The sequence below is a fragment of the Paraburkholderia kururiensis genome, from assembly GCF_034424375.1.
GTDB lineage: Bacteria > Pseudomonadota > Gammaproteobacteria > Burkholderiales > Burkholderiaceae > Paraburkholderia > Paraburkholderia kururiensis_A.
On the sequence record NZ_CP139965.1, the window covers coordinates 1258276 to 1284449 of the forward strand.

Sequence of the window (26174 nt, forward strand, 5' to 3'; positions counted from 1 at the left end):
CTCGGGTACAACGACGCCAATACGAATCCATTGCTGCTGCGGCTGTTGTCTCGCGCGGACGAACTGGTTGCGAACGTTCAGGAGCAAAGCATCATTCGCTATGTCGTCCAGAGCATGGGCGCCCGGCTAACGCACATAGTAGATGTTCCATTCTGCTTCGTCGGTCTGCACGAAGCCATGTCTCTGGTAGAAGCGGTTTGAAGCACTGCCGCGCAGCGCGCATAAGCGGATTGGCATGCGTTGCGCGTCAGCGTTTGCGATAACGTCTTGCAAGACTGCTGCGCCGACTCCCTTCCCCTGGTGCTCCGGCAGGATATAAAGGTGGTCCAGGAGCCAGCGGTCGACCTGTGGGCGAATCAGGATGAAGCCTGCCCGAACGCCATCGACGTGGATGAACCGGCACAGCGCCGGGTCGAACGATGCGAGGAAGCGATCGCGAGCACGCTGCAGATCGAACCGACCGATTCGCTCCAGGCTTTCGCGCATCGCAGCGATACGAATGGCGACCAGTGTGTCGGCATCGGACTGCGTTGTATTCACGAAGGAGATGTTCATCGGGAGGGGCTTCTGATTTCTGATCGTAAGCGTTGCGGTGAAAGCTTACCTGTTCTGTGAGTGATTGTTGTCGAAGTGATTGGTGATAGTTCGGGCTTGGGTGAGGAGGAGGGGCTTGCGGTGGACTGGGGTGCGAGGAGCGAGCGCGGGGATTGTCGGTGGGTATGGGTGTGATGGGGGGCGTGAAGCGATCCGTAAGCGGCCGGTCGTCAGATCGCGGTCCCTTCGTCGCTTCTTGAAGTACTGCGGTCATCCGACGGCCGGTCTTTTTGGTCGGCATCGGCCAATACAGTCAACAGCTCAGCAGAACCTTATCGACCTGGCGTACGCCGAGTTCAGGGTCATTGAATTTGAGGATGCCGCGTTACAGAGAGATTGCGCCGGAAGCTGCTTGTATTGCTGCAGCAATCTCGTCTTCGGTGCGGCCGCCATTGATGGCAATGCTTCCCCCAAAGACAAAGTGAGGAACCGAACGGACACCGGCATCCGCCGACTTGATCGCTTCCTCCTCAACGCGATGGTGCTGTGCAGGATCAAGCGCGATGGCGCGAGCCTGATGGCGGTCAAAACCGTAGTCGGCTACGATGTCGGCCAGTACATCGGCATCGGCAATATTCTTCGCTTCGATGAAGTAAGCGTCAGTGATTGCAACGGCGAGCCTATGCTGCATGTTAAGCCCTGCGGCTGCCAGAATCACGGCATGAGCGGCCTGGGTCGGATAGGTCCAGAGCTGGCGGCCCAGATCCAGGTCGAAGCCCGAAGCGCGGGCTTCTCCCTCGGGGCGAGCAAAGGCCACCTTCGGATCGGTTATACCGTAGCGCGAACGCAGCAAGTCGGGAATATAGAGGCCACCTGCCGGCGCATCGGGCAGCAGCAGAACGGGATGCTGCCGAATGTCGACGGCCAGGTTGGGGAAACGCTCCGCCAGCACTTTATCGAGACGGTGATGCCCGACGATGCACCACGGGCATGTGATTTCAGTATAGAGGTCTATTTGCATAACCCTGTTCTCGTGATCTGATCTTCGCGCTATGAATTTGAAGGTAGTTCGGCATCGATTCCGGTCAGTTGAACCGATACGTCCCACAGTCGTTTTGCGAGTTCTGGATTCCGCGCGTCCTGCGACGGAGTGCATTCACCAGAAGGGCCTCGCAATTCGAAAGTTTTCGTCGGCCCGTAATAGCCGCCGGACTTTATTTGTCCGGTCGCCGCTTGCAATGCGCTCCACGCGCCCTGAGCGGGTGTATTGAAGAACAGGCCGATCAACGACATTGCAATCGCGCCCCACCAGCTATCGCGCGCAAGGTTGGTTCCGGCAAGGCCTGGATGACAGGCCACCGCCGTAACAGATACTCCCGCCGCTCGCAGTCGCCGATCCAGCTCAAAGATGAAAAGCAGATTCGCCAGCTTGCTGGCTGCATAGCGAGGCATCCATTTGTAGCTCTTCTCCGCATTAAGATCGTCCCACTCGATCTTCGCGTTCTTGTGCAGACCGCTGCTCGTGACAACGATGCGCGACCCGGATGTTTCCGTGAGCTTGGGCAACATGAGCGCGGTGAGCGCAAAGCTACCAAGATGATTGACGCCGAACGTCAGTTCGAAGCCTTGCGCCGTGTGCTTCAGCTTCGGCCCTTGCACGCCCGCATTATTGATGAGCGCGTCGATGCGCGGTTCCTTTTCGGCTAGTTTTGCTGCGCTCCGCACGCTCGCCAGGTCTGCGAGGTCAAGCGGCAGGAATGCGAGATTCGCTTCAGGCGTCTTCAGACGAATCCGGCCAATAGCAGCTTCCGCTTTCGCCTCATCACGGCACGCGAGAAGCACCCTGGCTCGCCGCGCCGCCAACGTACTCGCTATTTCAAAGCCTATGCCGGTGTTGGCGCCGGTGACGATAAAGGTCTTTCCCGATTGATCGGGTACATCAGCATGGGTGAATCCACTCATGGCATGAACCTTGTCCAGACGTTCCTGGGTCAATGGTTAGCAATGCCCGGCGCGGCACGCACGAACTTCCTGTCGGTCACCTGGTCAACCAGGAACTTCGCAAGATTGCCTCTGGAGAGCTTCATGCTGAGTTTGGTCTTTCCATACCAACCCACATCCACGCTGCCATCGGCGGGGCCATCCTTGAGGTTAGGAATGCGTACCAGTGTCCAGTCCATGTCGGAATTGGCGACCAATTCGCCAGTCGCCTTGATGTCCTCATACCCACTACGCGCGATCACTTTGAACAACAGCGCGAACGAATGAGGTTTGAAGGCAAAGCCATCCTTGGGATCACGATAGGCAGCCGTAGAAATCTGGATAAGACGGCGCACGCCCGCGTGCTTCATCGCGGCGATGATGTTGGTCAAGCCGCGCATGATCGGCTTATCGCCCTGCACCTTGAGACTGTTGGGACCAAGGGCGCTAATAACCGCATCGGCACCCTGAACGCACTTTGCAATGGCACTCTGGTCTTGCAGGTCGCCGACAACGATTTCTACCCTTCCCGCGAACGAGGCGAGTTTCTTTGCGTCGCGCGTATAGACCGACAGGTTGTAGCCCTGCGTCAAGGCTTCCTCGATGATGTGCCTTCCGGTCGGCCCGGTCCCACCAAACAGCGCGATGGCCTTTCTCCCGGCCATGAGGTCACGCAGCCTTCGCCAACAAGGCTTTGATGGCCGTTTCGGTGTTGGCGATTGCGGCTTTCGCCGCATCGGGGCCGAAAACCGTGCCTTCGACACGCACGACTTCAACGTCAGTCAGGCCGATGAAACCAAGCAGGTGCAGCAGATAGTTGGTCTGAAAGTCGAACGGGGCCCAGGCCCCTTCGGAGAACACGCCGCCAGTAGCGGTAACGAGATAGACCTTCTTGCCGGTCAGCAGCCCCTTGGGCCCAGCGTCGCCATAGCTGAAAGTGACGCCTGGCCAGGTAATGTGATCGAACCACGCCTTGAGCGGTGAGGGCGGACCGAAGTTCATCATGCCCGAACCGAGCACGATCACATCGGCGACCTTCAGCTCATCGACCAACTCTTGCGCGACCTTAACCGCCTCGACCTGTTCCGGTGTGCGATCTTCGGGCACCGTGATCCGGCCCTGGATGTAGGCCGGCGTGATGTGCGGCGGCGGATTCGCGGCGAGGTCGCGCACGGTCAGCGGGCCGCCCGAACGGGTCTGGATGCCCTGGGCGATTTCGGTGGCGAAGCGGGTGGAGAGACTGTCAGTCCCGCGCGGACTGGACGTAACAAGTAGGGTGTGGCTCATAAAAGCTCCAAAGTATAAAATGAGAACCGAGTAATCAACGCATTCTGACTTACTCATTCATACAAAGGATCGTATGGCTACTGCCGTTTCCTCACAAGAAGGCACACGCATGTCACTTAGTCACCCCGAGCCACCTGTTGATATGCCTGCAGTTGACGCGGGCGGCTGCCTGGCAACCCGTAAAATCCTGGATCGCATCGGCGACAAGTGGAGCCTCTACATTGTCGCTATGCTGGCCAATGGCCCGCGGCGCTTCAACGAATTGAAGCGCGGCGTCGACGGCATTTCGCAGCGGATGCTGACACTGACCTTGCGCGGACTGGAACGCGACGGACTGATAACGCGAACGATGTATCCAACGATTCCTCCCCGCGTCGATTACGAACTCACCGACATGGGAAGAACGCTGTTGAAGCCTGTCATGGCGCTGGTCAACTGGGCCAGCGAGAATCAAGTCGCCATTGCCGAGGCGCATAAACGTTTTGACGAGCAGCCGGAGCCAGATCAGGTCTTGATTCAGGGCATTGTCTACCAGCGTCGATAAACGAGTCCAGGCCGTAGGCTTGTGCAAACACAGCGGCGAAATCGAAGTGCCGGCTCGCGTTGGGACCTGTTCCAACGCGGATCTTTCTATAGCGCTCGTTCCCCGCAGGCGAAGTTGATGGACGAGTAATCAGCCTACTTGCCTCGTCGATACTCGCAGCTAATCGCCGCATGAAGCAAGTACCCGAACAACGCCTCGACGCAGGCATGCCATTGGGTTAGCTTTCACGAAGGTCCGCAAAGGTCGAGCGAATATCGCTTACCGAAGCATGCGGGTTTTCCAACGCGGCAAAGTGGCCGCCCTGCTCGTGCTCAGCGAAGTGCCGCACATCGCTGTAGCGTTGTTCAATCCAGCGTCGCGATTTACGCACCTGTTCGCCGCCAAGCGTGGTGAATCCGGATGGCACGACAATTGGACGCTCGATGCGAGCCGCAGAAGACCAGTTGGATCGCTTTAATTCCCAATAAAGTCGAGCCGACGAAGCTGATGCATTGGGTAGCCAATACAACATGATGTCGTCGAGTATTTCGTCGAGCGTGAAGGAAGTTTCTGCGTTGCCTGCCGTACCACACGTGTCCTGGAACATGGCGTAACTCCACGCTGCCTGCGCGGCTGGAGAATCTGCGAGCGCGTAGCCTATCGTCTGCGGACGGGTTTGCTGCACCTGGGCGTATCCAGATAACGTGCTCCAGAAATACCGGGCACTGGCGAGCATGCTCTCTTCATCCGGCGTAGCGTCGCTTTCAGGCCGTCAATGGTTGTCTTGAACTACCCGAAGTCGTTCAACATCGACTCGCAGCGACGCCAGTCGTAACCGTCTATCCAATGCGCGACCAGTGCCTGCAGCTTTGAAAGCTGCGGACCCTGGCTCGTGTCATTGACGGTTTCACGGTCGGGCCAGCGCACCCTCTGCAGTCGCCCACGCAACTCGGACAGTTCGTGCTCAGACACACTGAGCTGAAACGGCTTGATCAGATCACTCATCGCTTGCTGCTCCTCGTTATGTAGTGACGTTTCATGAAGCCAAGGAGCGATGTCGGCCGCACTGTCGGATATTGGTCATTTGCGATGTCGCGCAAAGTCCCTTCGCCCGACATCATCGGGAGCAGATACTGGAGCGGCAGCATTGCCATCGGATGGGCACCGGCCTTCGCCATTCGCCGTAGTTCGGCATATCCGTCCGCGATCGAGCCTCGACGCACCCGATGAAGTTCCTTGCCCGTTGCTGCTGCATAGTCACCTGCAATCTGGGCAATGGTGCGGCGGTCGCCTGCCACGGACACCATCCTGTTAACCGCCGCCGGATCCTCAACGGCAGCCACTGTCCAGGCTGCAACGTCTTTCATGGAGGTGAAATCGAGGGGCACTTCGTCGTCTCTCCAGTAAGTGATCGTGCCCGCCTCGGCATCGATCAGGCCGGGGTTGGAGAACACGGCCTCCATGAATCCACCGTTCAGGATGTGGGTATAGCCGATGCCACTCGGGGCGACCTTGCGATCGAAGGTCCGCCGCATGTCGAGGTAAGGGTTAATGCCTTCAGGAATTGAGAACAGGTTCTCAGAAAAGTCCGACGGGACAAATCGCCGGACGTTCGCCGCGAGCGCTGCCTCAAGCAAACGGGACTGGCCATCAATGATCGTGTCAGGGCCACCCTGAACTGCCGAAATAACGGTACCGACGCCGGCACAGGCGTGCTTGAGGCTGAGCGGGTCGTCCAGGTCCATATTGACGACGGTTACGCCGTTCGCGATCCAGTCTCTTGCACGATTGCCGTGTTTGCCTGCTGAACCGCCGCGAACACCGGCCCGGATCTCCCCGGCGGGTCGCGTGCGAAGCAACGCATCGATGATTCGGTGCCCAAGATTGCCGGCGGCGCCGGCGACCAGATAGCTCGTGTGTGTGTTCTCCATGACTCCCTCAGTTCGTCATGACGCTCGGTGTTCGTCGTGGAGGAGAAGTCTAGGGCGGTCCGGTTTTAAATATAAGATGACTAAACCGCGACTCGCTGTTCCGGAAAACGACACGAAATGGACCAGGCTGACCTCATCATATTTCTTCGATTAGCTGATAGCGGAAGTCTTTCGGGCACGGCACGGGCGCTGAAGTCCCCTAAATCGACCGTAAGTCGGGCGCTCTTACGATTGGAGACGGAGATTGGATCAGCGCTCTTCGACCGGTCCACACGACATTTCAGGCTCACTGACGCGGGAAAACTGCTACTGCCCTACGCGTTGCGGGCAGTTCACGACCTGCAGGAAGCACAGGCGATCATCGATGGCTACGCGGGAGAGCCACGCGGGCTGCTACGTATCAACACGACGCAATCGTTCGCACAGGGACTCATTGCGCCCATGCTGCCTGAGTTTCTCGACCGCTATCCGGAGCTGGTCGTCGAGCTGACCACGGACTCAAATTACGTCGACATTGCGCGCGAAGGGATCGACGTAGCGGTGCGCGTCGGTACACTTCCTGACTCGTCGCTTATCGCTCGCAGGCTGCCACCAGTCGAATTGTGGCTATGCGCGAGTCCATCCTACCTGGCGCGATCGGGCGTTCCGATGGAGGCAGCTGAACTTCATGGACATAGGCTCGTCGTTCGGGAGGCACCTACAAGCTGGGTTTTTCAGGATGGTCAAACGGAATTGACCATACAGCCGCGGGGTAGGGCGATCATCCCTGACGCGGCTGCACAGAAGATCGTTCTTGAAGGCGGCGGCGGGATTGGTTTTCTTCCCAGCTACCTCGCAGCTCCCGCCTTGACGGCCGGCACCCTGGTGCGGGTACTTCCGTCATTGAGACGGGAACCCATTGAGCTTCACGCGCTGTATCCGACTCACCGCAGCATGTCGGCAAAGGTCCGCGCTTTCATTGATGCCCTTATTGGTCACCTTCATACAGTCAAGCTAACGTCCTCGCTCGACTAGCAACTGTCATCCGCCAGACGAGTGCCAAGGCATCGATATCGGCAATTGACCCGACGAACAAAATCATGGACTGAACGCCGCTTAGCTGCGTGTAGCGGACTTTCCAATGTCCGCTTCTTTCACCGGTCGACTGACCGACGCTGGCCGATCGCTATTCGATATGCACGCGGACGCTGCTGCGCAAGCGCGACTCGCCGAATACTTTGGCCATCCTGCCGTCATTATGTGCAGCATGGCGTCTGCGCCATCACGCTGCCGCGGACGCCGTGATCCTCAACGAGCGGCGGCGCAAATATACGTTGTTCATGACCAAAGCGGCGGCGGTCAGCGTGGCCCCCGCGATCTGCGCGGACATCGGTACGACTCCCGTCAGCGCTGACACAACGAATGCCGTGATCGGTACCACATCCATGAACAGCACCCCATTCATCGGACCGAGGATCCGATTTCCGGAGACCCAGAACAGGATCGCACCGAACCCGGCGACGGGTCCCATGTAGAGCAGGTGCGGTGCGATCGAGCGCAGTGTTGGAAGCGTCGGTGCGGGCACGACGTGCAGCGCAATCAAGATCGCGTTGACGGTGACGATCGTAGTCAGCCCGAGCCACGTCGTCATCGTCGTGTACTTCAATGCTGACCAGCGCGTAAACCGCGCAGAGCCGAACGTGTATACGACCCAGCAAAACGCGCCGATCACAATGAGCCCGCTGGCGGCGTAGTGTTGGGGGCCATGAACGGCTGCCAGCAGATCACCGCTCGTAATCACCAGCGACACGCCCGAGAACGATACCGCGACGAAGACAAGCGAAAGCACGGGTGGTGCGCTGCGTCGTAGCCATGCGCCAAGAAGCAAGCCCATCATCGGTTGTGTCGCCATCATGATCGAGGCATCGAGTGCGCCGTCCGGTCCGGCAAGTTGCTGTCCGAGAAATACGAACGATCCGAATCCGCAAAAGCCGACAGACCCGAGCAACCACGCAGTCACGAGCGAGTGGCCGTCGGTTCTGAACGCATCGGCTCCCTCACGGTGCCGCAGCAGCGTCGCGAACGCGACCCCGGCTATCAGGTAGCGCAGGGACGTAAAAGTGAATGGATCGATCTGCTTCAGCGCATCGGTCATTACAGGAAACATTGCACCCATCAGCGCAGTTGCCGACAGACACAACGCGACGCCCTTCCAATAACGCGTCCGCGACGCGGATGAGGCAGACTCTGATTTCATGACTAATCGTTCTCAAAATAGAGTAAAAAAATGCCGGCGGCTGCCGGCACCCGTGAAATAGCAGTCGTGCGCCGATGGAACTGTTTGTGTCAGACCAGCGCCCGCATCGCCATGTCAACGATCGACGTGAGCTCCGACCTGTCCATGTCGATCTTGCCGAGCACGCGCATTCCCTGAACGATGCAGAGCAGAAACCGTCCGACGTCCTCTGCATCGAGGCTTCGATCGAATTGGCCGGCCTGCTGGCCGCGCGCGATCGCGAGACTGAACTGTGTCGCAATGCGGTGCAGTGTCGATTCGATGTGCGAGCGCATGGCCTGGTCGTCCGGGAGCAACTCGATGGCTGCGTTTGTGATGAAGCAGCCGCGCCGATCCAACAGGTTCGCACTGACCTGCGTGTAATGCAGCAGGGCTGCGCGCAACGCGTCAGCGGGCGGCATGTCGGCGGCCAATCGCTCCTTCAGCCGCGCGACGGCGCCGTCCGCATAGCGATCGAACGCTGCGACGAGCAAGCCGTGCTTGTCGCCGAACGTCCGGTACAGACTGCCGCGGAACACGCCGGTCGCGTCGCACAGTGCGTCGACAGGGGTCGCGTGGTAACCATGCTCCCAAAAAACGCGGGCAGCGCTGTCGATCGCCTGGGCTACATCGAACTCCCGTGGCCGACCGCGTTCGGCGGGACGAACGGGGCGGGAGCGAGCGTGGGTTCGGGAGCTGTCGGAGGTAGGCATGGAGACTATATTAGGACTAGTCATTCTCAAAAGCAACCAGCTAAATCAGTGCGCCATGCTCGGCCCGTTGCCGGTCCCTTGGAGATTCTCAGCAATTTTGGTTGGCGCCTTGAACGACCGTTCATGTGGCCGGCCAGAGCCTGGCGGCCCGGTGCGGCGCCATGGTCCACGCGCGATGCAAAAAAGCATAACCCGACCCACAAGGGGCATCCGAATTTCTCGCGAGCGGTCGTTCATCGGCGGACGAAAATAGTTGCGGCGTGAATGCGCGGAATTTTCAGCCCCTGCCAATCCAGGGCGGTTTCGAAAATATCTGCACTAGCCACTCGACGACTGCGCGCGTCTTTGCCGGTTCGTGTTTCACCGATGCCCGAACCACATTGACGCCCGCTTCGCCTCTGACTTCCCAATCTGTCAGAACAGGCACTAATCGCCTTTCGGCGAGTTCGTGTCCAACCAGCCAATCCGCGGCCATGATTACACCAACGCCGCCGAGCGCGGCCTGAACGACTGCTTGCGCGTCATCCATCGCGAGCCGGCCGCTAACCCTGATCGCACGGGTCTTACCACCGCGCTGTAAATGCCAGATTGGGTGGGTGGCCAGTTTTGTGAAGCTGACGCATTCGTGCCTCGCTAAATCGTCAGCATCGCGAAGCGGCGAGCTTGCGGAAAGATAGGAGGGCGCGGCACACAGCAACCGCCGTGTCATTGCGAGACGACGTCCGACCAGTCGACTGTCTTTCATATCGCCAATGCGAATGCCGACATCGAACCCTTCAGCGATGAGATCGACGTAGCGGTCTGAGTAATCCGCTTCGATGCGTATTCCGGGATATCTGGCAAGGAACTCGGGCAACCTGGGTGCGATCCACAATCGTCCGAACGCGACGGGCAGGCTGAGCCGTAAAAGCCCCTCAGGCGATGAGGACATCGAGCGAGCCTCGTTTTCGGCGAGTCGCACCATCTCCATGGCCTCGCGGATGCGGTCGCGAAAACGGCTGCCCGCTTCTGTCGCCGCAACCCGGCGTGTTGAGCGCTCGAGTAGCCGAATACCAAGGCGGGTTTCCAATGCAGCGACCCGTCGCGATACAACCGAGCCGTCCCGTCCAAGCCGACGTCCAGCGGCAGAGAAGCTGCCGGTCTCGAGCACCGCGAGGAACGCTTCTGTCTGGTCCGCTTCAACACTGTCCATTCGTGCACCCAGCACAGCAATGTTATGTTTCTGCGCTCGATTATAACGCCCGGGCGAAGCTAGGATTTCACCGTCGCGGTGACACCAACCGGAGGTCTTCCATGCAGGCATTTCAACTAGCTTCCTTGTCAATCGACTCCCTTTGCCGTGCCGAGGTGCCTACACCAAGGCCCGAAGCGGACGAAGTTCTCATCCGTCTGCAGGCGGCGAGCCTGAACTACCTCGATTTGATGGTGGCCTCCGGGCGGTTTGGAAGCGCCGGTACGCCATCCTTTATTCCCGGCACCGACGGCGCAGGGGAAATCGTCGAAGTCGGTAGCCGGGTCAAGGGTTGGGCAGTGGGCGACAGGGTCGTGCCGGGACTCATGGTGGACTGGGTGTCGGGCCCGATTACCCGCGCCGTGTCGGAGCGTTTGCGAGGCGTCACGATGCCAGGCTCGCTCGCGGACTACACCGTTGTGCCAGCTACCTCTCTTGTTCGCGTACCGGAAGCAATGACGTTCGTAGAGGCCGCGAGCCTGCCCATCGCGGCGACTACGGCGTGGAACGCGATACGTGCAGGCAATGTTCGCCCGGGGGGTGTTGTCGTGCTGCTCGGCACGGGCGGCGTAAGCCTGTTTGCGCTGCAGTTCGCAAAAGCAGCGGGCGCACGGGTGATCATCACATCGTCATCGGATGAAAAGCTCGAGCGCGCTCGCGCGCTGGGGGCCGACGTAACCATCAACTACCTGTCAACGCCCGCGTGGGACGAGGTCGTGCTTTCGGAAACAGAGGGTGCCGGTGCAGACCTCATCGTTGAAACCGTGGGGACTGCGACTTTTCGGCGCTCGCTCAATGCAGCAGCGGTTGCAGGAACGATCTTCGTGGTGGGCTTTGTGAGTGGGATGGATCTGACGATCCCTGTGTTGCCGATCAATCTGAAGACATTGCGAATCATCGGCAGCAATACCGGCTCGACGGCGAATCTCGCGGACGCGGTTCGTGCCATCGCCCAAACAGGTATCAAGCCTGCCATCGACCGGACGTTCGCGTTCAATGACACTCGTGCCGCCTATCGATTTCTCGAAAGCGCGTCGCATTTTGGAAAGGTAGCGATAGAACTCAATGCGCGGTGACGTTTCCGGTTGGCGGCCCGAACGGTAGCGACTTTTTTCGCATCAACGTTCGGATGAACGTGGATGGCTGGCAATTCAGACAAACGTTCGCACTGCCGCTGATGGCGGACTGATGTTGATGACAAACAGAGGCGACGTATGCAACGTGATGGGGCAAGATCTGCGTTAGGCAGGTATTGCGGCCGCCAGAGCGCGCTCCATTACGATTGCCTGCCCGTCGAAATCCATCGCCGGCTAGCGAAGCAACTCGATGAAGCCTTCGCGTTTCCAGAATTCGAACGCTCTCGGATTGGTGTCGATGACGGCAATGCGTAATGCGCGACATTGCCAGCCCATCCCGATTGCTTCGGCGAGATGCAGAACCTGCGGACCCAAGCCCCGTCCCTGCGAGCTTTCCCGGAACAACAAGCCGATGAAAGCGATGTCGGCCTCGGGATAGCCCCGCACCATCTCGATACATCCCACCGCTTCGACATCGTGAGAGATTTCGAAGACGAATTTGTCCGCGTGGTTTTTTGCCGGGCGGCAGGGCTTCAAGTAGCTCGATCGCGGCATTCGGCGCGGGCAGCTTGCCTTCCACTGCGAGGCTATAGCCCGGCGCACCTTCGAGCACAGCTTGCAGACGTGCTATGTCATTCGATGATCGACGGTGGATTCGACGTAGCGTGGGTGTGTACAGGGTCATAGCGGTTCAGGCGGCAATGTGCGATGCCGATTGTGGACGATCTGGCTGTCGAGGTCGATGGACTGGTTGTGGCCGGCCAGCGCCCGTTGCGGGCGCTGCGATTTGCCGACCGCCGCCCTCTATGATGAGCATATTGCACGGTGATGGTAGCGGTCGCCTGCTCCACAGCAGACAATCAATCTGTGCGCCGGTCAACTCGGCACGATCGTTACGCGCGGCCAACGCCTTTGATACTGCTTCTGTTGGATTCGCTTTCGGTAAGCTTCGATGCTGACACGTGCCGGGTTTCGCCGGACCACCATAGCAAAAAGATCGTCAAGCCCATACGGTGCGATTACGTCAATCGAATCGTCTTCGCGTAGCGTTAATCCGACAGATGTCGCGAACTCGGGCCACGCTGCGACAGCGTCCTTCAGCGAAGCCAGCGGCGAGACCGGATGACCAAAAGTCGCTTCGAACCACGTGTGCACGGCAGCCTGATTAGTGACCTCCCACGGTGTGTTCGGACGGATACTATTTAATCGGCGCTGAATATTCGCGTCGCACTTGCCTGTGAGGTCGGAAGCGTCGAAGTGTGCGACGTCAATGTCAGACAACGGAGATGCAGTCCGGAAATCGTGCAGCGAATCCCACACAAGATTGCGAACAGCCCCAGCACCTATACACCACGAGGGCAGATTGAGACTGCGCACTGCGACGAGCGCGGACCAGAACCATTCCGATTCACGTGCGATGGCCGCAAGGCGTGTCTGCATATTGGTTGTTCGCACGTAAATCCCCAGAAGTGCATCGTCGCCATGCAACCCTCACGACATTTCCAGAGGATTGTCGACGAAACAGGCGTCGCCGTCGATCGGCGGCTCATGGCCTTATCGCTTTCTACACTCACAGCGCGCTTCCGTCCTCAGACTGCTTCACAAGGTAAAAATGATCGCCCATCGAACGAATAGACTTGTCGGGAGTCTTTGCCGCCAGTAGCTCCGCATCCCTTGGATCGTAGTTCAATGTGTAGGCAACGCCTGGGGACAATGGCGCAGCGTCCAGGCCCCAGCTCCAGCTGCGAAATGCACTTCCGCCCGAGGGGGAGAAATGAACTTCGATCTCGTGGGGATACTTGACTAGAAGAAAATGAATGCGGTCGGGGTCCAGACCGATAAGCGACAGCCCCATTATGAGGGCGCCGGCTAATGGAGGTGCCAGGCATGCGGAGGCCGCACAGCGCCATCGGCGGTTGACAGCGTTTCCTATTGTCCCGGCAACCCAGGCGATTCCAAGCGGTGGAACAAGAAGAAGCGAGACAAGGAATATCCCGAGTACGGCTTTGTCGGATTCCCAAAGTGCAAGGCACAGCACGAGAAAACCGATCCACCACCCAAGATGAAGCATGGAAAATCGATCCATGGCTGTCAGTCCCTCATTCTGTTCCGACTTCATTGGAGCCCGTGTCCATCAGGAGCGAGGTAGATGGAGTCGCTGCACGTTGTGCAGAGACGCCCCCTGCAATTGTCAGCAATGTAGGTAGGTCTGTCGAGTGGCTGTTCCTGGCCGAACTCGGGAATCCGGCCGAGCGGCGGCGCCATCCGGGGGATGCTTAGCAGGCTGTTGAAATACATCTCACTGACGCAAGGGATGTCTTTCTAAAAAACCATCGCGTCGGTTTGGTTCGTGTCGATTTGATAGCGAGCGCCCTTAATTCAGGTGGAACCAATGCCGTCTCCTCGCCGATTTGCACTTCTACTCCGTTCTGTTCGCGAGCGTACGCATGCGTGTGAGGTTGTAGGCCGCCTGTGTCAGCAAGAACAACTGCTCGACCCGCTCGCGGCCGCGATACATCGCCTGACGAATCCGGCCGACTGTCTTACCCCAGCCGAAGACCTGCTCGATGCATTTGCGCTTGCGCTGGCTGATGGCGTAGCCAGCCCAGCGTGTCGTCCGAGCGTCAATCGCCGAGCCACCCGCGCGGCCGTCGTTTTGCGCCACGTGCGGCGTCACACGATTGGCGCGGCAACTCGCCACGAAGCCCGCCGTGTCGTAATTCCTGTCCGCCCCCACAGTAATGGGGGCGCTGGCAACTTGCGCCGCGTCCGCGAGCATTTGAGCCGCAGCGTCGCGTTCGGCCGTACCGCTGGCCTGCGTCACTTGCGCGTTCACCACCAGACCATGCCGGTTATCCGTCAGCAGGTGCCCGATGTAGCAAAGCAGCGCACCAGTGCGCCGGCTCTTGCGAAACAGCTTCGCCTGGCTGTCCGTGCTCGATTCGTGGGTCTCGTTGCTACGCTTCTCACCGTGCCAGTTCTCGCGCTCACGCGCACCGCCATCAGGCGGCGCATCGTCATCCGACTTGTTCTTGCTCACGAAGCTCTTGTGCCCGGCCCACGCCTGAATCAGCGTGCCGTCCACGCTGAAATGCTCGCCCGACAGATAACCGCGCGCATGCGCCGACTCAACCGTCTCGTTGAACAGTTCAACGATGACGTCGTGCTCGAGCAGCCGGTCACGGTTCTTGCTGAAGGTCGAGTGGTCCCACACCGCATCGTCCATCGAAAGGCCGACGAACCAGCGAAACAGCATGTTGTAGGAGATTTGCTCCATCAGCATGCGTTCGCTTCGAATCGAATACAGCACCTGCAACAGCAACGCGCGAATCAATTTCTCCGGGGCGATGCTCGGGCGGCCACCCTTCGCGTCGCTCTCGTACATCCGAGCGAACACCGGGTCCATGCGCTTGAGTGCGTCGTTCAGCCAAATGCGAATCGGGCGCAGCGGGTGATTGGCCGGCACGAAGTCATCCAGCCTTGCCATCGTAAACATCGTCTCGGTGTAGCCGTCCGCTCCGCGCATCGCTTCGGTCTCAGTGTTGTCCGCTTCCTTGTTTCAACGTTTACCGCTCCCGGTCCGATGACCATGGCGGAAGCTATTTCAACAGCCTGTTAGAACGCGCGGAACAAATCGTCGTTCGGATACGGTAATGCCAGCTCCGGCATTTCATGCTTTCCGAAATACCGGGTGGATTTGGTCTCCGCATCGCCAGGAATTCCGTCGCCACCGATGATCCTACACTGAAATAGCATGACAACGTATTCAATCTGATCCCCGTTCGGATACGTATACCTGAACGACCGCCCGCCGAAGACGCCGAGAATGCCGTGAATGTGGATGGCATAGCCGGTCTCTTCCATCACCTCGCGAGCAATTGCTTCCTGTGGGCTTTCGCCCAGTTCAATCCCCCCAGCGGGCAAGCTCCAAGCCTCACCCGAAGACTTCTCTTGCAATAGAAGCCTGCCTTGGTGATCGTGGATTACGGCACCGACCGATGGACTCAGTATCAATTCATTGCCAACCTGCTTTCTCAACCAACCGATGTAGCTTTCGTTGCTCAAAATTCCACTCGCATAAAAAGAGGTCGAACAGCAAAGATGGACATCGGAGGCGATTGTCATGGATCTGAATGGCCTTGTCGATCGGCCGAAAGTGGCCGATCAGCGCCCCACGATCGAGCGCACCGACCGTCCTTGAGCATGCATCCAATGCAAAAGGCGCAAAAGGCGCCAACCGAACCGGAAGTGCCGTTCCACATGGCTCGTGAAACGACCTGTCGGCGACGCCAGGCAGTCGTTCGTCAGGAAATGCGAGAAGCAGCAGCAGGGCCGCAAGTTTAGTTACGGCACATGCAAAGCTCGAATTCGTGTCCGTCTGGGCTGCTCAGTACGATGCTTTGCATCGACTCGATTTTTAATCCGTCCATCACGACCGAAGCTCCGCTTTCTATTGCGCGCTTCACAAATTCGTGAAGTGCATTTTCTTCGAACTCAAAGACGGGGACTGAACCGCTACCCTTGATCTCGTCCCCGAAGTCGTTTAACAACAGGCCCAGCCGGTTGGTGCCGATCATGAATTCAGTCCACTTCTCGGACCGCTTAAGCGGTTCATATCCGAGGAGCCTCGCCCAAAACGAAGTGGATGTCTCCATCTCATTCACCTTCAAATACACGGTCCGAAGCTTCATGACGAGTCCCCGAATGGATACGAACGGAATGTACCAGACGCCAATATAGTCGGCTCACGACAGCGCCCGGCCAAACGCCATCAACCGGAACCTCTCTTCGTGGCCATGGGTTGCCTTTCGCGCGACTATACGAGTTGCTGCAAAGCGATCGAGCTTGCGCTTAATGACATTACGTCCGCGTCATGAAGGCCACGCCGAGTTTTGCAGAACGATGCGGTAGCCGTCGTAGTCCTCAAATGTTCTACCTGACACGTCCCAATAAGGATTGAGCGACGTCACGCAAACAAATCCGCTTTCGGCGAGGCGCTCACAAGTGGACTTCCACTCAGCGTGATCCGGGACGTAAAACACCAGCAAATCCTCATGCGTTGGTGTCGGCACTACCGGATGTTCGCGGCACTGTGTGAACTCGAAGTGATAGTCCATGCCGGGACGTCCCAACATCATGCCGTCGAACCCCTGATGGTTCTGGAACTTTGCCAGGACAGCGACGCCGAGTGCTGCGCAATACATGCTTTCCGCCCGCGAAAGGTCGCTGACAGGTCTGGCGATTCTGAGATGTGCTCGCATCGGATTTTGCTATCGAAATCGTGCCACGGGTGCCAGAAAATCAATCTTGAAGAAGAGGCCGAACTAAATTATCTGCAATTCTTGTTGTCTTGCCGAGTGACCAGTTGTGCCCGGCAGCGTTCGATGCCGTCCGGCCTACGTCCCTTCACACGTCGGTTTGCTCAGCCGTCTCGAGCGCATCATCGACCTCGATTGCGAGGTATCGAACCGTGTTCTCTAGCTTCGTTTGTCCGGGCAGTAACTTTACCTTACAGCGCCGGGCGCGATATTCATTTCGAGCAATTACGCGTCGCGCTAATCGCGGCAATTGAAGCGTCATGAAACTAGATGCGCCGCGCGAGCGCATCGGCCAGAAAATCGGTCGCACTGCGCACGCGGGTGGACACAAACCTTCGTTTGGGCCAGACGAGGCTGACTTCCCTGGGCTGTTGCAAAAAATCGTCGAGCACCGTAACGATGTCCGGATGCCGGAACTCGCCCACCAGCGAGGCGCGGTGAAACATGCCGATGCCGACGCCGGCCAGCACGCCCGCGAGAATCGTCTCGACGCTATTGGACGACAGGTTGCCGCGCACTCGCACATTGAACCGGCCCTCCGGCCCGACGAACGGCCACTCCGTCATCTCGCCATAGACCAGGCAGTTGTGATCTGCGAGCTCGGCAGGGGTAAGGGGTACGCCGTACTTCTCGAAGTAACCGCGCGATCCGGCGCACACGAGCGAGGTGGCAGCCACACGACGCACTACCGAGTCCGGCTCTTCGATGGGGCTCACGCGAATCGCAAGATCGATCCTGTCTTCCACCATATCGCGTACGGCGTCGGACAGAACCATATCGATGCGCAAGCCAGGAAATTGCGCCAGCAAGGCGGGAATGAGCGGCAGCACATGGAGCCGACCGAACGTCGAGGGTGCCGCAATGCGGATGAGCCCCGAAACGTCGAGCGTGGCGCTGGCTAGCTCGTTATCCGCAACCTGGATCTCGTCCACCAATGGCCGCATGCGCTCGTAGTAAAGCTGCCCCTGATCGGTCAGCGTCACCTTGCGCGTGCTGCGATGAAGCAGCGCTACACCGAGCCGTTTTTCCAGCGCATTGACGGCCTTACTGACAGCAGACTGCGACTCGCCAATCCTGCGTGCGGCCGCGGAAAAGCCGCCCGCTTCGACGACCGCGAGAAACGCGTCCAATTCCTGAAACCGATCCATCACGCGACTCCGGCTGCGCACGCTGCAACTCATTCCAGCGTGGAATAGGTCTTATGGCAATGGGCGCAATTATCATTCGATTTAGCCGCAATTACCATTCTCTGCATGCCAATTTTGTGCAGGAGAATCATCATGAGTTTTTCGATCATCGGTTTCGGCCCGGTGGGACAGGCCTTGGCGCGCGCCTTTGCCCGCCAAAGCATTGAAGTCGCTGTAGCCAGCCGGCGAGCGCCCGATGCGCTGCTGCCGCAAGCCCGCGCCATCGGCCCGACCGTCAGTCCCGTGACCTTGCAGGACGCCGTGCAGGCCGACACGCTGATCCTCGCGGTGCCGTTCTGGGAGCATCGCAACGTCGCGAAGATCCTGCCGGACTGGCAGGGCAAAACCCTCATCGACGCGACGAACGCGTTTGGCGTGCCCGTCGAGGAACTGGATGGCCTGCCGTCATCGGCCGTGATTGCTCGGGCCTTCCCCGGTGCCCGCTTCGTCAAGGGATTCAATCACCTGCCTGCACACATGCTGGCTGCCGACCCCAAAGTCGGCGGCGGCCGGCGCGTCGTGTTTCTATCCAGTGACGACGAGGACGCGGGGGCACCGGTAGCCATGCTCGCTGAACGGCTCGGCTTCGCGCCGGTTTGGCTGGGATCACTCCGGGAGGGCGGCTCGCTCGTACAGGCAAGGGGCCGCAATTGGGCGCCGCTCATCTTTCAGGACCTCATCAAACCTGAATAGGTCTCGGGCCTGTTTTCCGTCGGCAGCATTCGAATCCACTCCTTATCCCGTTAGGAAATCCCATGCACGAAATAATCAAGTGGCCCGAGCAGATGAAACCGAGCCGCTCTCCGATCCATTTCACCAACGAGCTCGAGGTCCCGGCATCCGTCGAAACGATCTGGTCGCTGCTAACCGATTTCGAATCGTGGCCAGCTTTCTATCCTGGTGTGCAGCATGTGCAGTTGCTCGACGGCGGCGAGAGCTTTGGCCTGGGTACGAGATTCGAGACGAACCTCGCGGGCCAGGACGTTTTCGCATCCGTGCGGGAGTTCGAGCCGATGACCCGCATTGCGTGGGGCGGCTATCCAAAGGTCTCGGAAACGTCCATGGCCTATCACGCCTGGCTTATCACGCCGACGGCGCGCGGATGCCATCTATGGACCGAAGAGACGATGCAGGGACCGCACTGGCTGGAACTCGCGAAGCAGGCGCCTGACGTGTTCTGGCTCACGCACGAAAAGCTGCTCAGGAATCTCGCCGAAGTCGCCACGGCGCGTGAGCGTTCCCGCAGCTAACCCTTACCGATAAACGGAGATCCGATACATGATCGACAAAGTCATATGGCCAGAACGTTATGACCCGCGCACCTCGGCAATTTACGCGCTCAATGACATTGACGTGAAAGCGCCACCGGAAGTGGTCTGGAAACTGCTCGTCGACGCTGAGCGGTGGTCGCGCTATTTCGCTGCCGAGGACCAGGTCAAGATACTTTCTGGCGAGCCCGAACTCGCGCTCGGCACGCGCTATAGCCGCGTGACGGTCGGCTATCCGATGTCGCTCGTCGTCACTGAGTGCGTGCCGAATCGGCGGCTCGCGTGGGCAACAACGGTCGATGGCGATGAAACCGGTTCAAGCGCATATCACGGCTGGGTAATCACGCCAACCCAGGATGGTTGCCATCTGCTGACCGAAGAGACGCAGCAAGGCCCGTTCTTCGTGGAACTGATCGGCAGGACGCATCCTGGTGCGCTTTATCGCTACCACCAGGAATGGGTCGAATGCCTCGCGCAAGCCGCCGAAGCACAAATAGCACGGAGATAAGCGCCATGAAGATCGAACTGAATGGCCGCAAGGCGATCGTAACGGGTTCCACAGCCGGCATCGGTCGCGCGATTGCCGAAGGGCTGGCGCGTGCAGGCGCTGCCGTCGTAGTCAACGGCAGAACTCAGGAGCGGGTCGATGCCACGTTGCGCGAAATGCGCGCGATGCTGCCGAACGCAGACCTGACCGGCGTCGTTGCAGACGTTGCGACATCCGAAGGCTGCGCGGCCTTGTTCGCACAAGTGCCGGCGGCCGATATTCTCGTCAACAACGCAGGGACTGCGCGGCTGAACGACTTCTTCTCTCAGGACGACAGCGAATGGCTGGACCTTTTCCAACTCAACGTGATGAGCGGCGTTCGCACCGCGCGCCATTACGTGCCCAAAATGGTGGAGCGGGGCTGGGGGCGCGCGGTGTTTATCAGCAGCGAGTCGGGGTTGAACATCCCGAAAGAAATGATCGACTACGGCGTGACCAAGACCGCGATGCTTGCGGTGTCGCGGGGGCTAGCCGAGCTTGTTGCCGGCACGGGCGTGACCGTCAATGCCGTACTGCCCGGCCCGACCAACTCCGAAATTCTTTCGAACTGGATGAAGGCGACAGCACAAGAGCAGGGCATTTCGCAAGAGCAGGCTGAGCAACAGTTCCTGAAGACGTCACGGCCAACATCGCTGATCCATCGTTTCGCCACCACTGACGAAGTGGCGAACATGGTTGTGTACGCATGCTCGGAGCAGGCATCGGCCACGACGGGTGCGGCGTTACGCGTCGATGGGGGCGTGGTTCGTTCAATCGCATGAGAACAACGGCTGGGCTCGACTGGTCGCGACCTATGGACGCGATCAATCCCGTTCTTGAAGACTTGCCTTCGTCGCTCCTGGCTTTTCATCGCGGCCGTGATGAAGACGGCGATTCTTTCCGTGATTTTCACGTCGAGCACTATTCGAGCTGCGGGGCAGGGCGGCACCTGATAGCTCTACCCCGCGCGCACCCTCGACGGAAAGCTCAGTCCTCGCGTTTGTGGCAAACCACTTCGATGTTGTGCCCGTCCGGACCAATGACAAAGGCTGCATAGTAGTTCGCGTGGTAATGCGGGCGCAGACCCGGTGCCCCGTTGTCTTTGCCGCCCGCCTCCAGGGCTGCGCGATAGAACGCTTCCACTTGCTCGCGATTCTCGGCCACGAATGCCAGGTGAAGATGCGCGGGCTTCTCCTCGGTCTGGTACAGGCACAACGACGCCGGGCCGGGCGGGCTAAGCTCGACGCCGTACGTCGGCGATCCCTCCCCGACAACGGCTACGCCGAGCGGTGCGAGTGCCTCGAGGAAGAACGCTTTGCTGGCTGCATAGTCGCTGACGCCGAATTTGACGTGGTCGAACATGGGTTCTCCTGCAATGTGGGAACGGGTGCGAGGCCCCAGCGTGATGTGGGGCTCATCGCGATGTTGCCACACGTGGCGCCCGGCGGCAGACGGTGAAGGGCGCATTGCCTTCGCCGCCACACGACAGCCTTGCGATCCGGCAGTCGCTGAGCGGCGCGTTTCAGCAAGAAGCAGCTTCCCGCCGTCCGTGAATTCAAACGAACGCCGGCTGGTTTTTCACGCTCGGGCGTTCCCGCATTTTCGCGTACCAGGCGATAAGCGCTTCGCACTCCGGAGGAATGGGGACATTCACGATCGACGCAAAGAGCAGTCCGCCAATGACGGTGATATCCGCCATGGAGAAGGCCTCTCCGGCGACAAACGGTTGTTTCTCCAGGACATCACTGAAATAGCGCATGCCCCTCAGGGCTTTGTCTCGCTGACGAAATCCCCATTCGGCATTCTGATAGACCTCGACGTCCGGCCCGAGTCCCGGCGTGGCATGGTGGAAATAGACGCTGATCGCGTCCAGCAATTCCAGTTCGGCTCGCTTGCTCATCATGTGAATCACGCCTTTTTCGAGCGGCGTGCGGCCGGTCAGTGTGGGCGCACCGTCGAGCGCATCGAGATATTCGGTAATGGCGGTGCATTCTGCAATGCAGGTGCCGTCGCTCAATTCGAGCACCGGCAGCGTGCCCGAGTAGTTTTTTTCGGCGATGAACTGGGGCCTTTTGTGCTCTCCCTTGTAAAGGTCGACCATCACGAACCGGACACGCGATTGCAGGCCCTTCTCGGCCAGGGCGATGCGAACGCGTGTCGGATACGGGCCTTTGGGGAAATCGTAGAGGGTCATGATCGGGAGTTCGCTTACGTCGGCGGTGCTGAAAGTCATGCGTGCCTCTCAATGTTGCGGGTCGTACGGGATCGGACAGTGCCAAAGGGCATCTGCCTTGACTGCCTAACGTTAGGTAGGTTTACGGTAGAAGGTATAATGCCGCATGTCAACAGTGAATTCCGTTGCGGAGGTGGTCGCAGTGAAGAACGGTCCAGGCCTGAATTCCCGGGAGCGAATCCTGGCGGCTGCCACAACCATTGCGCAGGCGCACGGCTACGGCGGCCTGAATTTTCGCGGTCTCGCGGACGCGGTCGGCATCAAGGCTGCGAGCATCTATCACCACTTCGAAAGCAAGGCCGATCTTGCGGCAGCGGTGGCGCGGCGTTATTGGGAGAACTCGGCGGCCGCACTGGATGCGCTCCTGGCCGAGTCGGCGGATCCGATCGAGTGCCTGCGCCGCTATCCCGAGACGTTTCGCAAGGCGCTCGAAAGCGATAACCGCATGTGCCTGTGCAGCTTCATGGCCGCGGAATCAGACGATCTGCCGGAAGCTGTGACCAAAGAGGTCCAGACGTTCGCCGATGTGAACGTGGCGTGGCTCAGCAAGGTGCTTTCGGCGGCGGCCGTGGTCCGCCCGAGAGACAGTGAACGGCGCGCCCGCGCCATCTTCGCCGCCGTGGCGGGCGCACAACTCATTGCCCGCAGTCGGTCGGATATCTCCGTCTTCGACGAATTGATTGAGAGTTACCGGGTTGCCGGTCTTCTGCCGGCGTAGCCGTGCGGGCATCGGTCTTTGCGGACTCGCCTATCGGCGCAATATGGCGGGCGGCCCCTCCGACAGCGGACATGCCCGACCACGTCAACGCGTCGCTCAGTCAACGATGAACAGCTTTGCGCCCGTCCTGGTGTAGGACTGATGCGGCTCAGCGTTGTCCCCCACCTGGTAGCTCATACCCGCGGTCAAAACAAACTTCCGTCCGTCCTGGAGCGTCGTTTCCAGTTCGCCTTCCATGCAAAAAAGAATGTGCCCTTTCTGGCACCAATGGTCTGCGAGATAACCCGGCGTGTATTCGACCATCCGCACGCGGATCTGATTCGGCGTCTCGCCAAAGAACTGCGTGCGCCAATACGCGACGCCGGTTTCCCCCTGGTGCTCCGTTCTTTCGACTTCGGCCCACTGGGTCGTGCAGAAAGCAAAGGCGTCCATTCTCATTCTGTTTTCTCCTTTATGAACCGGTGCTCGTGGAGCCCGGTGAGTATCGATCGCTATCGCCGGGCGACAAGTCGATGCACGCGCTTGCCCGACGATGAATTGACGGCTTCGGCATCGAGCAGGATTTGCGCATCGCCCAGGCCATTCCTCACCTGAGCGGCGTCGAACGCAGCGTAGAGTCGTCCCGCAGCATCGCGGGTGGACGCCGATTCTGCCACTCGCCAGCTCAGATACAGCGTACCGTTGGGCCTGAGAATATCGATCAGACGGGCGCAGGCCTGCGTGATCTCGTCAGGCGGCAAATGCATGAGGACGGTTTCACACAGCACGTTGTCGTAGGAGCCGCTTGCAATACCCGCCAGGTCGGGAAGGGCCGCGCACCTGAAATCGAACGATGGAAAATCGGCCGCGGCCTGGGCGAGCAATCCTTCGGCGGCATCGTAGCCGACGGCGGGAAAGCCATGTTCGTTGAGCCACGCCACGTCGCGGCCCGCGCCGCAACCGATGTCCGCAGTCTTGCCTTCCGGCGTGAAATAGCGCTGCAACAGCGCGTACATGTCGGTGGGGGGAGGCTGGTTGCGCCACTCCGCGGCGAAAAGATCGGCCCTTGTCGAGTACGTTTCGATGGTCTGTGGGTCCACGGCAAATACCCTCGTTCAAGTGGTGACGATTGCGGCCGGACGAATTGCTACCGCTTGCGCGTCCGCGAGAAGTGGGCATAGTGTCGGCCCATGCGGGTTGGCGTGGAAGGCAAGTGGCTATCCCGGTATGGCTGGTAACAGGCTTGGCCTCGCTGCCGAAAGGAGAACTTCGCGTTTTCACGTCATGCCGCCAGGCCTTGATCGTGTCGGCATGATGAAAGATTTTGGCGGCTGTCGTCCAGCACCCATCGAACTCGCATTGAGTGCGGACCGAAGCGACGGGTAAGGGGCGAACCTGCACCCCGTTACCCATCTCCGGCAATCACTGCCCCGTCAACGTAGGCAGCAACACGCGATAGATGTTGATGAACGCGGGCCCCAGCAGCACCGTCAGCAGCGCCGGGAAAATGCAGAAGATCAGCGGAAACAGCAGTTTCAGCGCGATCTTGGCCGCGCGTTCTTCCGCGCGCATGCGGCGGCGCGTGCGCAGCATGTCGGAGAGCACGCGCAGCGAGTCGGCCACGCTCGTGCCGAAGCGTTCGGCCTGAATCAGCATCGTGCAGAACGAGTCGATGTCTTCCACGCCCGTGCGCAGCGCGAGATTGCGCAGTGCCGTTTCGCGCGTGAAGCCGGAACGCATTTCAAGCAGCGTGAGTTCGAGTTCGCCCGCCACCACCTTGCTGCGGTGGCGCAATTCCTCGGCTACCTTGATGAGCGCGGCGTCCAGACCCAGGCCCGCTTCTACGCACACCGTGAGCAGATCGAGCGCGTCGGGGAAGTCTTCGAAGATCACGCGTTGCCGCGTTGCGACGCGCCGTGACAGCACGCCGTTCGGCAGGTAATAGCCGAACGCGCCCAGCACCACGAGCATCGCGGCGAGCCCATACGGCTTTTGCGCGAGCGGCGTGTGGATCAGCACGAGCGTGGCGATGGTGGGCAGGATCAACGCGAGCAGCGTCTTCGCGGCGAGGTAGATGCCCGCTGCGTGCGGCGTGCGCCAACCCGCGTTCATGAGTTTCAAGCGCAGCGGCGAATTTTCCCAGCCGTCTTTGGGCAGCGAGAGCTTCGAGACGGGCTGCGTGATCTCGGCGAGCTTCGCGATCCAGTCCGGCGTGCCCGAGGGCACGCCGGCCGCCGACGAGGCACCTTGCGGCGCCGCGCCTGCCTGGGCGAGCCGCCGCTCCATGCTGCGCGGTGCGAATACGAGCATGGCGCCGAACGCGGCAGCGAATACGAGAACGAACACACCGCCCAGCAAGAGCAGTTGCGTGGAATTGAGGGCTTGCATGGCGACTCCTTGAGCAGACGGTTACGGCAAATGCGCAGCGGGACGCACTAGACACGGATGCGGATGATGCGGCGCATCCACAGCACGCCGGACACCATCGACAGCAGCACCGTTTCAACCAGCTTCAGGCCGGCCGGGTCTTTCCAGAGAATTTCGAGAAACGACGGGTTCACCAGCATCATCAGCGCCGCCGTGCCGAACGGCAGCAGGCCCAGTATCCAGGCGGAAAGGCGGCCTTCCGCGGAGAGCACGCGAATCTTGTCGAACAGCTTGAAGCGTTCGCGAATGAGCGCGCCAATGCTGTCGAGCAGTTCGGCCAGATTGCCGCCTGTTTCACGCTGGATCAGCACCGCGATCACGAAATAGCGCAGGTCGCGAACGGGCACACGTGCCGCGAGGTTCAGCAACGCTTCCTGTAGCGAGACGCCGTAGTTGATCTCGTCGAACGTGATGCGGAATTCGCCGCCCATCGGTTCCGCGAAGTCGCTGCTCACCATGCCGATGGCGCTCGTGAACGCGTGGCCCGAGCGCAGCGCGCGCGCAATCATGTCGCACACTTCGGGCAACTGACGTTCGAGCTTCGCAAGCCGCTTCGTGCGCTTGCGCATGACGAAGAGCGAGGGCAGAAACGCGGCGCCGAGTGCGGCGAACACGGCGTAAAGCATGGGCATCGGCAGAATCGACGTCACGGCCAGCGCCACGGAGGCCATCGCAACAGACACGCCCGCAAGCTTCGCCACCGACCAGCCGAGCCCCGACTGCTGAAGCACGAGATCGAGCGTATGGATGCGCGGCACGCGCAGCAGCAGGCGGTCGAACGGACGCGCCTCGTTCAGCATGCGGTCCTTGAGGATGGAAAGCTGCTCCTTGTGCACCTGGCCGCCCGCGGACATTGCGCGAATGCGTGCCTCGATACGCCGCGCAGCGGGGCCGTGGCGGCTGTTCCACCATTGGTAGAGGCCCTCGAACGCGAGCACGACCGCGACGAACAGCAGAATGACGAAGGCGTAGAAGGTCGGGTCCATACG

Annotated in this window: 33 protein-coding genes; 8 read left to right on the forward strand and 25 right to left on the reverse strand. The window is 59.8% G+C overall.

Features of this window, described 5'->3' with window-relative positions; genetic code table 11:
* Positions 1-126: 126 nt before the first annotated feature.
* From U0042_RS05660 to U0042_RS05680, 5 genes are all read right to left on the reverse strand, one after another.
* A complete protein-coding gene (locus tag U0042_RS05660; protein ID WP_114814489.1) occupies positions 127-555 on the reverse strand; it encodes a GNAT family N-acetyltransferase in 429 nt (142 codons plus the stop codon).
* Positions 556-919: 364 nt separating this feature from the next.
* Complete coding sequence (locus tag U0042_RS05665) at positions 920-1555, reverse strand: DsbA family oxidoreductase (RefSeq protein ID WP_114814490.1); 636 nt, start codon at positions 1553-1555, stop codon at positions 920-922.
* A gap of 29 nt (positions 1556-1584) precedes the next feature.
* Positions 1585-2496, reverse strand: a complete 912-nt coding sequence (locus tag U0042_RS05670; RefSeq protein WP_114814512.1) for an oxidoreductase — start codon at positions 2494-2496, stop codon at positions 1585-1587.
* Between the two features lie 29 nt (positions 2497-2525).
* Positions 2526-3179, reverse strand: coding sequence for an NAD(P)-dependent oxidoreductase (locus U0042_RS05675; RefSeq protein ID WP_114814491.1), 654 nt, complete (start codon positions 3177-3179; stop codon positions 2526-2528).
* A gap of 4 nt (positions 3180-3183) precedes the next feature.
* Positions 3184-3801 carry an FMN-dependent NADH-azoreductase gene (locus U0042_RS05680; protein WP_114814492.1) on the reverse strand — a complete coding sequence of 206 codons (618 nt, stop codon included), beginning with the start codon at positions 3799-3801 and terminating at the stop codon, positions 3184-3186.
* Between the two features lie 109 nt (positions 3802-3910).
* On the opposite strand from U0042_RS05680, the gene U0042_RS05685 reads away from it, so the two are divergent.
* Positions 3911-4345, forward strand: coding sequence for a winged helix-turn-helix transcriptional regulator (locus U0042_RS05685; RefSeq protein ID WP_114814493.1), 435 nt, complete (start codon positions 3911-3913; stop codon positions 4343-4345).
* A gap of 217 nt (positions 4346-4562) precedes the next feature.
* Here the strand turns inward: U0042_RS05685 and U0042_RS05690 are convergent, their stop codons facing one another.
* Genes U0042_RS05690 through U0042_RS05700 form a run of 3 tightly spaced genes read right to left on the reverse strand, consistent with a single transcriptional unit; the run spans position 4563 to position 6255 of the window.
* Positions 4563-5060: a hypothetical protein gene (locus tag U0042_RS05690; protein ID WP_198665402.1), complete on the reverse strand. Its 498-nt coding sequence runs from the start codon at positions 5058-5060 to the stop codon at positions 4563-4565.
* A gap of 53 nt (positions 5061-5113) precedes the next feature.
* Positions 5114-5329: an epoxide hydrolase N-terminal domain-containing protein gene (locus U0042_RS05695; protein ID WP_198665403.1), complete on the reverse strand. Its 216-nt coding sequence runs from the start codon at positions 5327-5329 to the stop codon at positions 5114-5116.
* On the reverse strand, positions 5326-6255 hold the full coding sequence (locus tag U0042_RS05700; RefSeq protein ID WP_114814494.1) for an NmrA family NAD(P)-binding protein: 930 nt from the start codon (positions 6253-6255) through the stop codon (positions 5326-5328). Before U0042_RS05700 ends, U0042_RS05695 begins: the two co-directional genes overlap by 4 nt.
* 117 nt (positions 6256-6372) lie before the next feature.
* Between U0042_RS05700 and U0042_RS05705 the strand changes: the two genes are divergently transcribed.
* Positions 6373-7269: a LysR family transcriptional regulator gene (locus U0042_RS05705; RefSeq protein WP_114814495.1), complete on the forward strand. Its 897-nt coding sequence runs from the start codon at positions 6373-6375 to the stop codon at positions 7267-7269.
* A 247-nt stretch (positions 7270-7516) separates the two neighbouring features.
* Here U0042_RS05705 and U0042_RS05710 read toward each other — a convergent pair whose 3' ends face one another.
* The 3 genes from U0042_RS05710 to U0042_RS05720 form a co-directional block, all read right to left on the reverse strand.
* Positions 7517-8491 carry a DMT family transporter gene (locus U0042_RS05710; RefSeq protein ID WP_114814496.1) on the reverse strand — a complete coding sequence of 325 codons (975 nt, stop codon included), beginning with the start codon at positions 8489-8491 and terminating at the stop codon, positions 7517-7519.
* Positions 8492-8580: 89 nt separating this feature from the next.
* Positions 8581-9222 carry a TetR/AcrR family transcriptional regulator gene (locus tag U0042_RS05715; protein ID WP_114814497.1) on the reverse strand — a complete coding sequence of 214 codons (642 nt, stop codon included), beginning with the start codon at positions 9220-9222 and terminating at the stop codon, positions 8581-8583.
* Between the two features lie 277 nt (positions 9223-9499).
* The gene (locus U0042_RS05720; protein ID WP_198665404.1) at positions 9500-10525 is read right to left on the reverse strand and encodes a LysR family transcriptional regulator; all 1026 of its coding nucleotides are present in this window, start codon (positions 10523-10525) and stop codon (positions 9500-9502) included.
* Here U0042_RS05720 and U0042_RS05725 point away from each other — a divergent pair.
* The gene (locus U0042_RS05725; protein WP_114814499.1) at positions 10516-11529 is read left to right on the forward strand and encodes a zinc-dependent alcohol dehydrogenase family protein; all 1014 of its coding nucleotides are present in this window, start codon (positions 10516-10518) and stop codon (positions 11527-11529) included. The genes U0042_RS05720 and U0042_RS05725 overlap by 10 nt on opposite strands.
* A gap of 234 nt (positions 11530-11763) precedes the next feature.
* On the opposite strand, the gene U0042_RS05730 is transcribed toward U0042_RS05725, so the two are convergent.
* From U0042_RS05730 to U0042_RS05770, 8 genes are all read right to left on the reverse strand, one after another.
* A complete protein-coding gene (locus U0042_RS05730; protein WP_232833556.1) occupies positions 11764-12066 on the reverse strand; it encodes a GNAT family N-acetyltransferase in 303 nt (100 codons plus the stop codon).
* A gap of 339 nt (positions 12067-12405) precedes the next feature.
* Complete coding sequence (locus U0042_RS05735) at positions 12406-12969, reverse strand: nucleotidyltransferase family protein (RefSeq protein WP_114814500.1); 564 nt, start codon at positions 12967-12969, stop codon at positions 12406-12408.
* 130 nt (positions 12970-13099) lie between these two features.
* On the reverse strand, positions 13100-13648 hold the full coding sequence (locus tag U0042_RS05740; RefSeq protein ID WP_157977894.1) for a hypothetical protein: 549 nt from the start codon (positions 13646-13648) through the stop codon (positions 13100-13102).
* Between the two features lie 300 nt (positions 13649-13948).
* Entirely contained in the window at positions 13949-15055 is a 1107-nt protein-coding gene (locus tag U0042_RS05745) for an IS5-like element ISBxe5 family transposase (RefSeq protein ID WP_011488753.1), read from the reverse strand.
* An 89-nt stretch (positions 15056-15144) separates the two neighbouring features.
* Positions 15145-15654: an NUDIX domain-containing protein gene (locus U0042_RS05750; RefSeq protein ID WP_114815212.1), complete on the reverse strand. Its 510-nt coding sequence runs from the start codon at positions 15652-15654 to the stop codon at positions 15145-15147.
* A 215-nt stretch (positions 15655-15869) separates the two neighbouring features.
* Positions 15870-16220, reverse strand: a complete 351-nt coding sequence (locus tag U0042_RS05755; protein ID WP_114815213.1) for a VOC family protein — start codon at positions 16218-16220, stop codon at positions 15870-15872.
* Between the two features lie 180 nt (positions 16221-16400).
* Positions 16401-16790, reverse strand: coding sequence for a VOC family protein (locus tag U0042_RS05760; protein WP_114815214.1), 390 nt, complete (start codon positions 16788-16790; stop codon positions 16401-16403).
* 323 nt (positions 16791-17113) lie between these two features.
* Positions 17114-17995, reverse strand: coding sequence for a LysR family transcriptional regulator (locus U0042_RS05770; protein ID WP_114815215.1), 882 nt, complete (start codon positions 17993-17995; stop codon positions 17114-17116).
* Positions 17996-18127: 132 nt separating this feature from the next.
* Between U0042_RS05770 and U0042_RS05775 the strand changes: the two genes are divergently transcribed.
* From U0042_RS05775 to U0042_RS05790, 4 genes are all read left to right on the forward strand, one after another.
* Entirely contained in the window at positions 18128-18727 is a 600-nt protein-coding gene (locus U0042_RS05775) for an NADPH-dependent F420 reductase (RefSeq protein WP_114815216.1), read from the forward strand.
* Positions 18728-18789: 62 nt separating this feature from the next.
* Entirely contained in the window at positions 18790-19284 is a 495-nt protein-coding gene (locus U0042_RS05780; RefSeq protein ID WP_114815217.1) for an SRPBCC domain-containing protein, read from the forward strand.
* A gap of 28 nt (positions 19285-19312) precedes the next feature.
* Positions 19313-19810, forward strand: coding sequence for an SRPBCC domain-containing protein (locus U0042_RS05785; protein ID WP_114815218.1), 498 nt, complete (start codon positions 19313-19315; stop codon positions 19808-19810).
* Between the two features lie 5 nt (positions 19811-19815).
* A complete protein-coding gene (locus tag U0042_RS05790; protein WP_114815219.1) occupies positions 19816-20610 on the forward strand; it encodes an SDR family NAD(P)-dependent oxidoreductase in 795 nt (264 codons plus the stop codon).
* 205 nt (positions 20611-20815) lie between these two features.
* On the opposite strand, the gene U0042_RS05795 is transcribed toward U0042_RS05790, so the two are convergent.
* Positions 20816-21190 (reverse strand): VOC family protein, encoded by a 375-nt coding sequence (locus tag U0042_RS05795; protein WP_114815220.1) that lies wholly within the window; start codon positions 21188-21190, stop codon positions 20816-20818.
* A 193-nt stretch (positions 21191-21383) separates the two neighbouring features.
* Positions 21384-22061, reverse strand: a complete 678-nt coding sequence (locus U0042_RS05800; protein WP_114815221.1) for a glutathione S-transferase — start codon at positions 22059-22061, stop codon at positions 21384-21386.
* A gap of 106 nt (positions 22062-22167) precedes the next feature.
* On the opposite strand from U0042_RS05800, the gene U0042_RS05805 reads away from it, so the two are divergent.
* Complete coding sequence (locus U0042_RS05805; RefSeq protein ID WP_114815222.1) at positions 22168-22779, forward strand: TetR/AcrR family transcriptional regulator; 612 nt, start codon at positions 22168-22170, stop codon at positions 22777-22779.
* Positions 22780-22875: 96 nt separating this feature from the next.
* Here the strand turns inward: U0042_RS05805 and U0042_RS05810 are convergent, their stop codons facing one another.
* The 4 genes from U0042_RS05810 to U0042_RS05825 form a co-directional block, all read right to left on the reverse strand.
* A complete protein-coding gene (locus U0042_RS05810) occupies positions 22876-23217 on the reverse strand; it encodes a DHCW motif cupin fold protein (RefSeq protein ID WP_114815223.1) in 342 nt (113 codons plus the stop codon).
* Between the two features lie 53 nt (positions 23218-23270).
* Positions 23271-23858 (reverse strand): class I SAM-dependent methyltransferase, encoded by a 588-nt coding sequence (locus U0042_RS05815; protein WP_114815224.1) that lies wholly within the window; start codon positions 23856-23858, stop codon positions 23271-23273.
* A gap of 322 nt (positions 23859-24180) precedes the next feature.
* Entirely contained in the window at positions 24181-25146 is a 966-nt protein-coding gene (locus U0042_RS05820; RefSeq protein WP_114815225.1) for a type II secretion system F family protein, read from the reverse strand.
* Between the two features lie 47 nt (positions 25147-25193).
* On the reverse strand, positions 25194-26171 hold the full coding sequence (locus U0042_RS05825; protein ID WP_114815226.1) for a type II secretion system F family protein: 978 nt from the start codon (positions 26169-26171) through the stop codon (positions 25194-25196).
* Between the last annotated feature and the right edge of the window lie 3 nt (positions 26172-26174).

Coding starts and splice junctions, on each gene's coding strand:
- U0042_RS05660 (WP_114814489.1), bottom strand. CDS start 555: ATGAACATCTCCTTCGTGAATACAACGCAGTCCGATGCCGACACACTG.
- U0042_RS05665 (WP_114814490.1), bottom strand. CDS start 1,555: ATGCAAATAGACCTCTATACTGAAATCACATGCCCGTGGTGCATCGTC.
- U0042_RS05670 (WP_114814512.1), bottom strand. CDS start 2,496: ATGAGTGGATTCACCCATGCTGATGTACCCGATCAATCGGGAAAGACC.
- U0042_RS05675 (WP_114814491.1), bottom strand. CDS start 3,179: ATGGCCGGGAGAAAGGCCATCGCGCTGTTTGGTGGGACCGGGCCGACC.
- U0042_RS05680 (WP_114814492.1), bottom strand. CDS start 3,801: ATGAGCCACACCCTACTTGTTACGTCCAGTCCGCGCGGGACTGACAGT.
- U0042_RS05685 (WP_114814493.1), top strand. CDS start 3,911: ATGTCACTTAGTCACCCCGAGCCACCTGTTGATATGCCTGCAGTTGAC.
- U0042_RS05690 (WP_198665402.1), bottom strand. CDS start 5,060: ATGCTCGCCAGTGCCCGGTATTTCTGGAGCACGTTATCTGGATACGCC.
- U0042_RS05695 (WP_198665403.1), bottom strand. CDS start 5,329: ATGAGTGATCTGATCAAGCCGTTTCAGCTCAGTGTGTCTGAGCACGAA.
- U0042_RS05700 (WP_114814494.1), bottom strand. CDS start 6,255: ATGGAGAACACACACACGAGCTATCTGGTCGCCGGCGCCGCCGGCAAT.
- U0042_RS05705 (WP_114814495.1), top strand. CDS start 6,373: ATGGACCAGGCTGACCTCATCATATTTCTTCGATTAGCTGATAGCGGA.
- U0042_RS05710 (WP_114814496.1), bottom strand. CDS start 8,491: ATGAAATCAGAGTCTGCCTCATCCGCGTCGCGGACGCGTTATTGGAAG.
- U0042_RS05715 (WP_114814497.1), bottom strand. CDS start 9,222: ATGCCTACCTCCGACAGCTCCCGAACCCACGCTCGCTCCCGCCCCGTT.
- U0042_RS05725 (WP_114814499.1), top strand. CDS start 10,516: ATGCAGGCATTTCAACTAGCTTCCTTGTCAATCGACTCCCTTTGCCGT.
- U0042_RS05720 (WP_198665404.1), bottom strand. CDS start 10,525: ATGCCTGCATGGAAGACCTCCGGTTGGTGTCACCGCGACGGTGAAATC.
- U0042_RS05735 (WP_114814500.1), bottom strand. CDS start 12,969: ATGCAGACACGCCTTGCGGCCATCGCACGTGAATCGGAATGGTTCTGG.
- U0042_RS05740 (WP_157977894.1), bottom strand. CDS start 13,648: ATGAAGTCGGAACAGAATGAGGGACTGACAGCCATGGATCGATTTTCC.
- U0042_RS05745 (WP_011488753.1), bottom strand. CDS start 15,055: ATGCGCGGAGCGGACGGCTACACCGAGACGATGTTTACGATGGCAAGG.
- U0042_RS05750 (WP_114815212.1), bottom strand. CDS start 15,654: ATGACAATCGCCTCCGATGTCCATCTTTGCTGTTCGACCTCTTTTTAT.
- U0042_RS05755 (WP_114815213.1), bottom strand. CDS start 16,220: ATGAAGCTTCGGACCGTGTATTTGAAGGTGAATGAGATGGAGACATCC.
- U0042_RS05760 (WP_114815214.1), bottom strand. CDS start 16,790: ATGCGAGCACATCTCAGAATCGCCAGACCTGTCAGCGACCTTTCGCGG.
- U0042_RS05770 (WP_114815215.1), bottom strand. CDS start 17,995: ATGGATCGGTTTCAGGAATTGGACGCGTTTCTCGCGGTCGTCGAAGCG.
- U0042_RS05775 (WP_114815216.1), top strand. CDS start 18,128: ATGAGTTTTTCGATCATCGGTTTCGGCCCGGTGGGACAGGCCTTGGCG.
- U0042_RS05780 (WP_114815217.1), top strand. CDS start 18,790: ATGCACGAAATAATCAAGTGGCCCGAGCAGATGAAACCGAGCCGCTCT.
- U0042_RS05785 (WP_114815218.1), top strand. CDS start 19,313: ATGATCGACAAAGTCATATGGCCAGAACGTTATGACCCGCGCACCTCG.
- U0042_RS05790 (WP_114815219.1), top strand. CDS start 19,816: ATGAAGATCGAACTGAATGGCCGCAAGGCGATCGTAACGGGTTCCACA.
- U0042_RS05795 (WP_114815220.1), bottom strand. CDS start 21,190: ATGTTCGACCACGTCAAATTCGGCGTCAGCGACTATGCAGCCAGCAAA.
- U0042_RS05800 (WP_114815221.1), bottom strand. CDS start 22,061: ATGACTTTCAGCACCGCCGACGTAAGCGAACTCCCGATCATGACCCTC.
- U0042_RS05805 (WP_114815222.1), top strand. CDS start 22,168: ATGTCAACAGTGAATTCCGTTGCGGAGGTGGTCGCAGTGAAGAACGGT.
- U0042_RS05810 (WP_114815223.1), bottom strand. CDS start 23,217: ATGAGAATGGACGCCTTTGCTTTCTGCACGACCCAGTGGGCCGAAGTC.
- U0042_RS05820 (WP_114815225.1), bottom strand. CDS start 25,146: ATGCAAGCCCTCAATTCCACGCAACTGCTCTTGCTGGGCGGTGTGTTC.
- U0042_RS05825 (WP_114815226.1), bottom strand. CDS start 26,171: ATGGACCCGACCTTCTACGCCTTCGTCATTCTGCTGTTCGTCGCGGTC.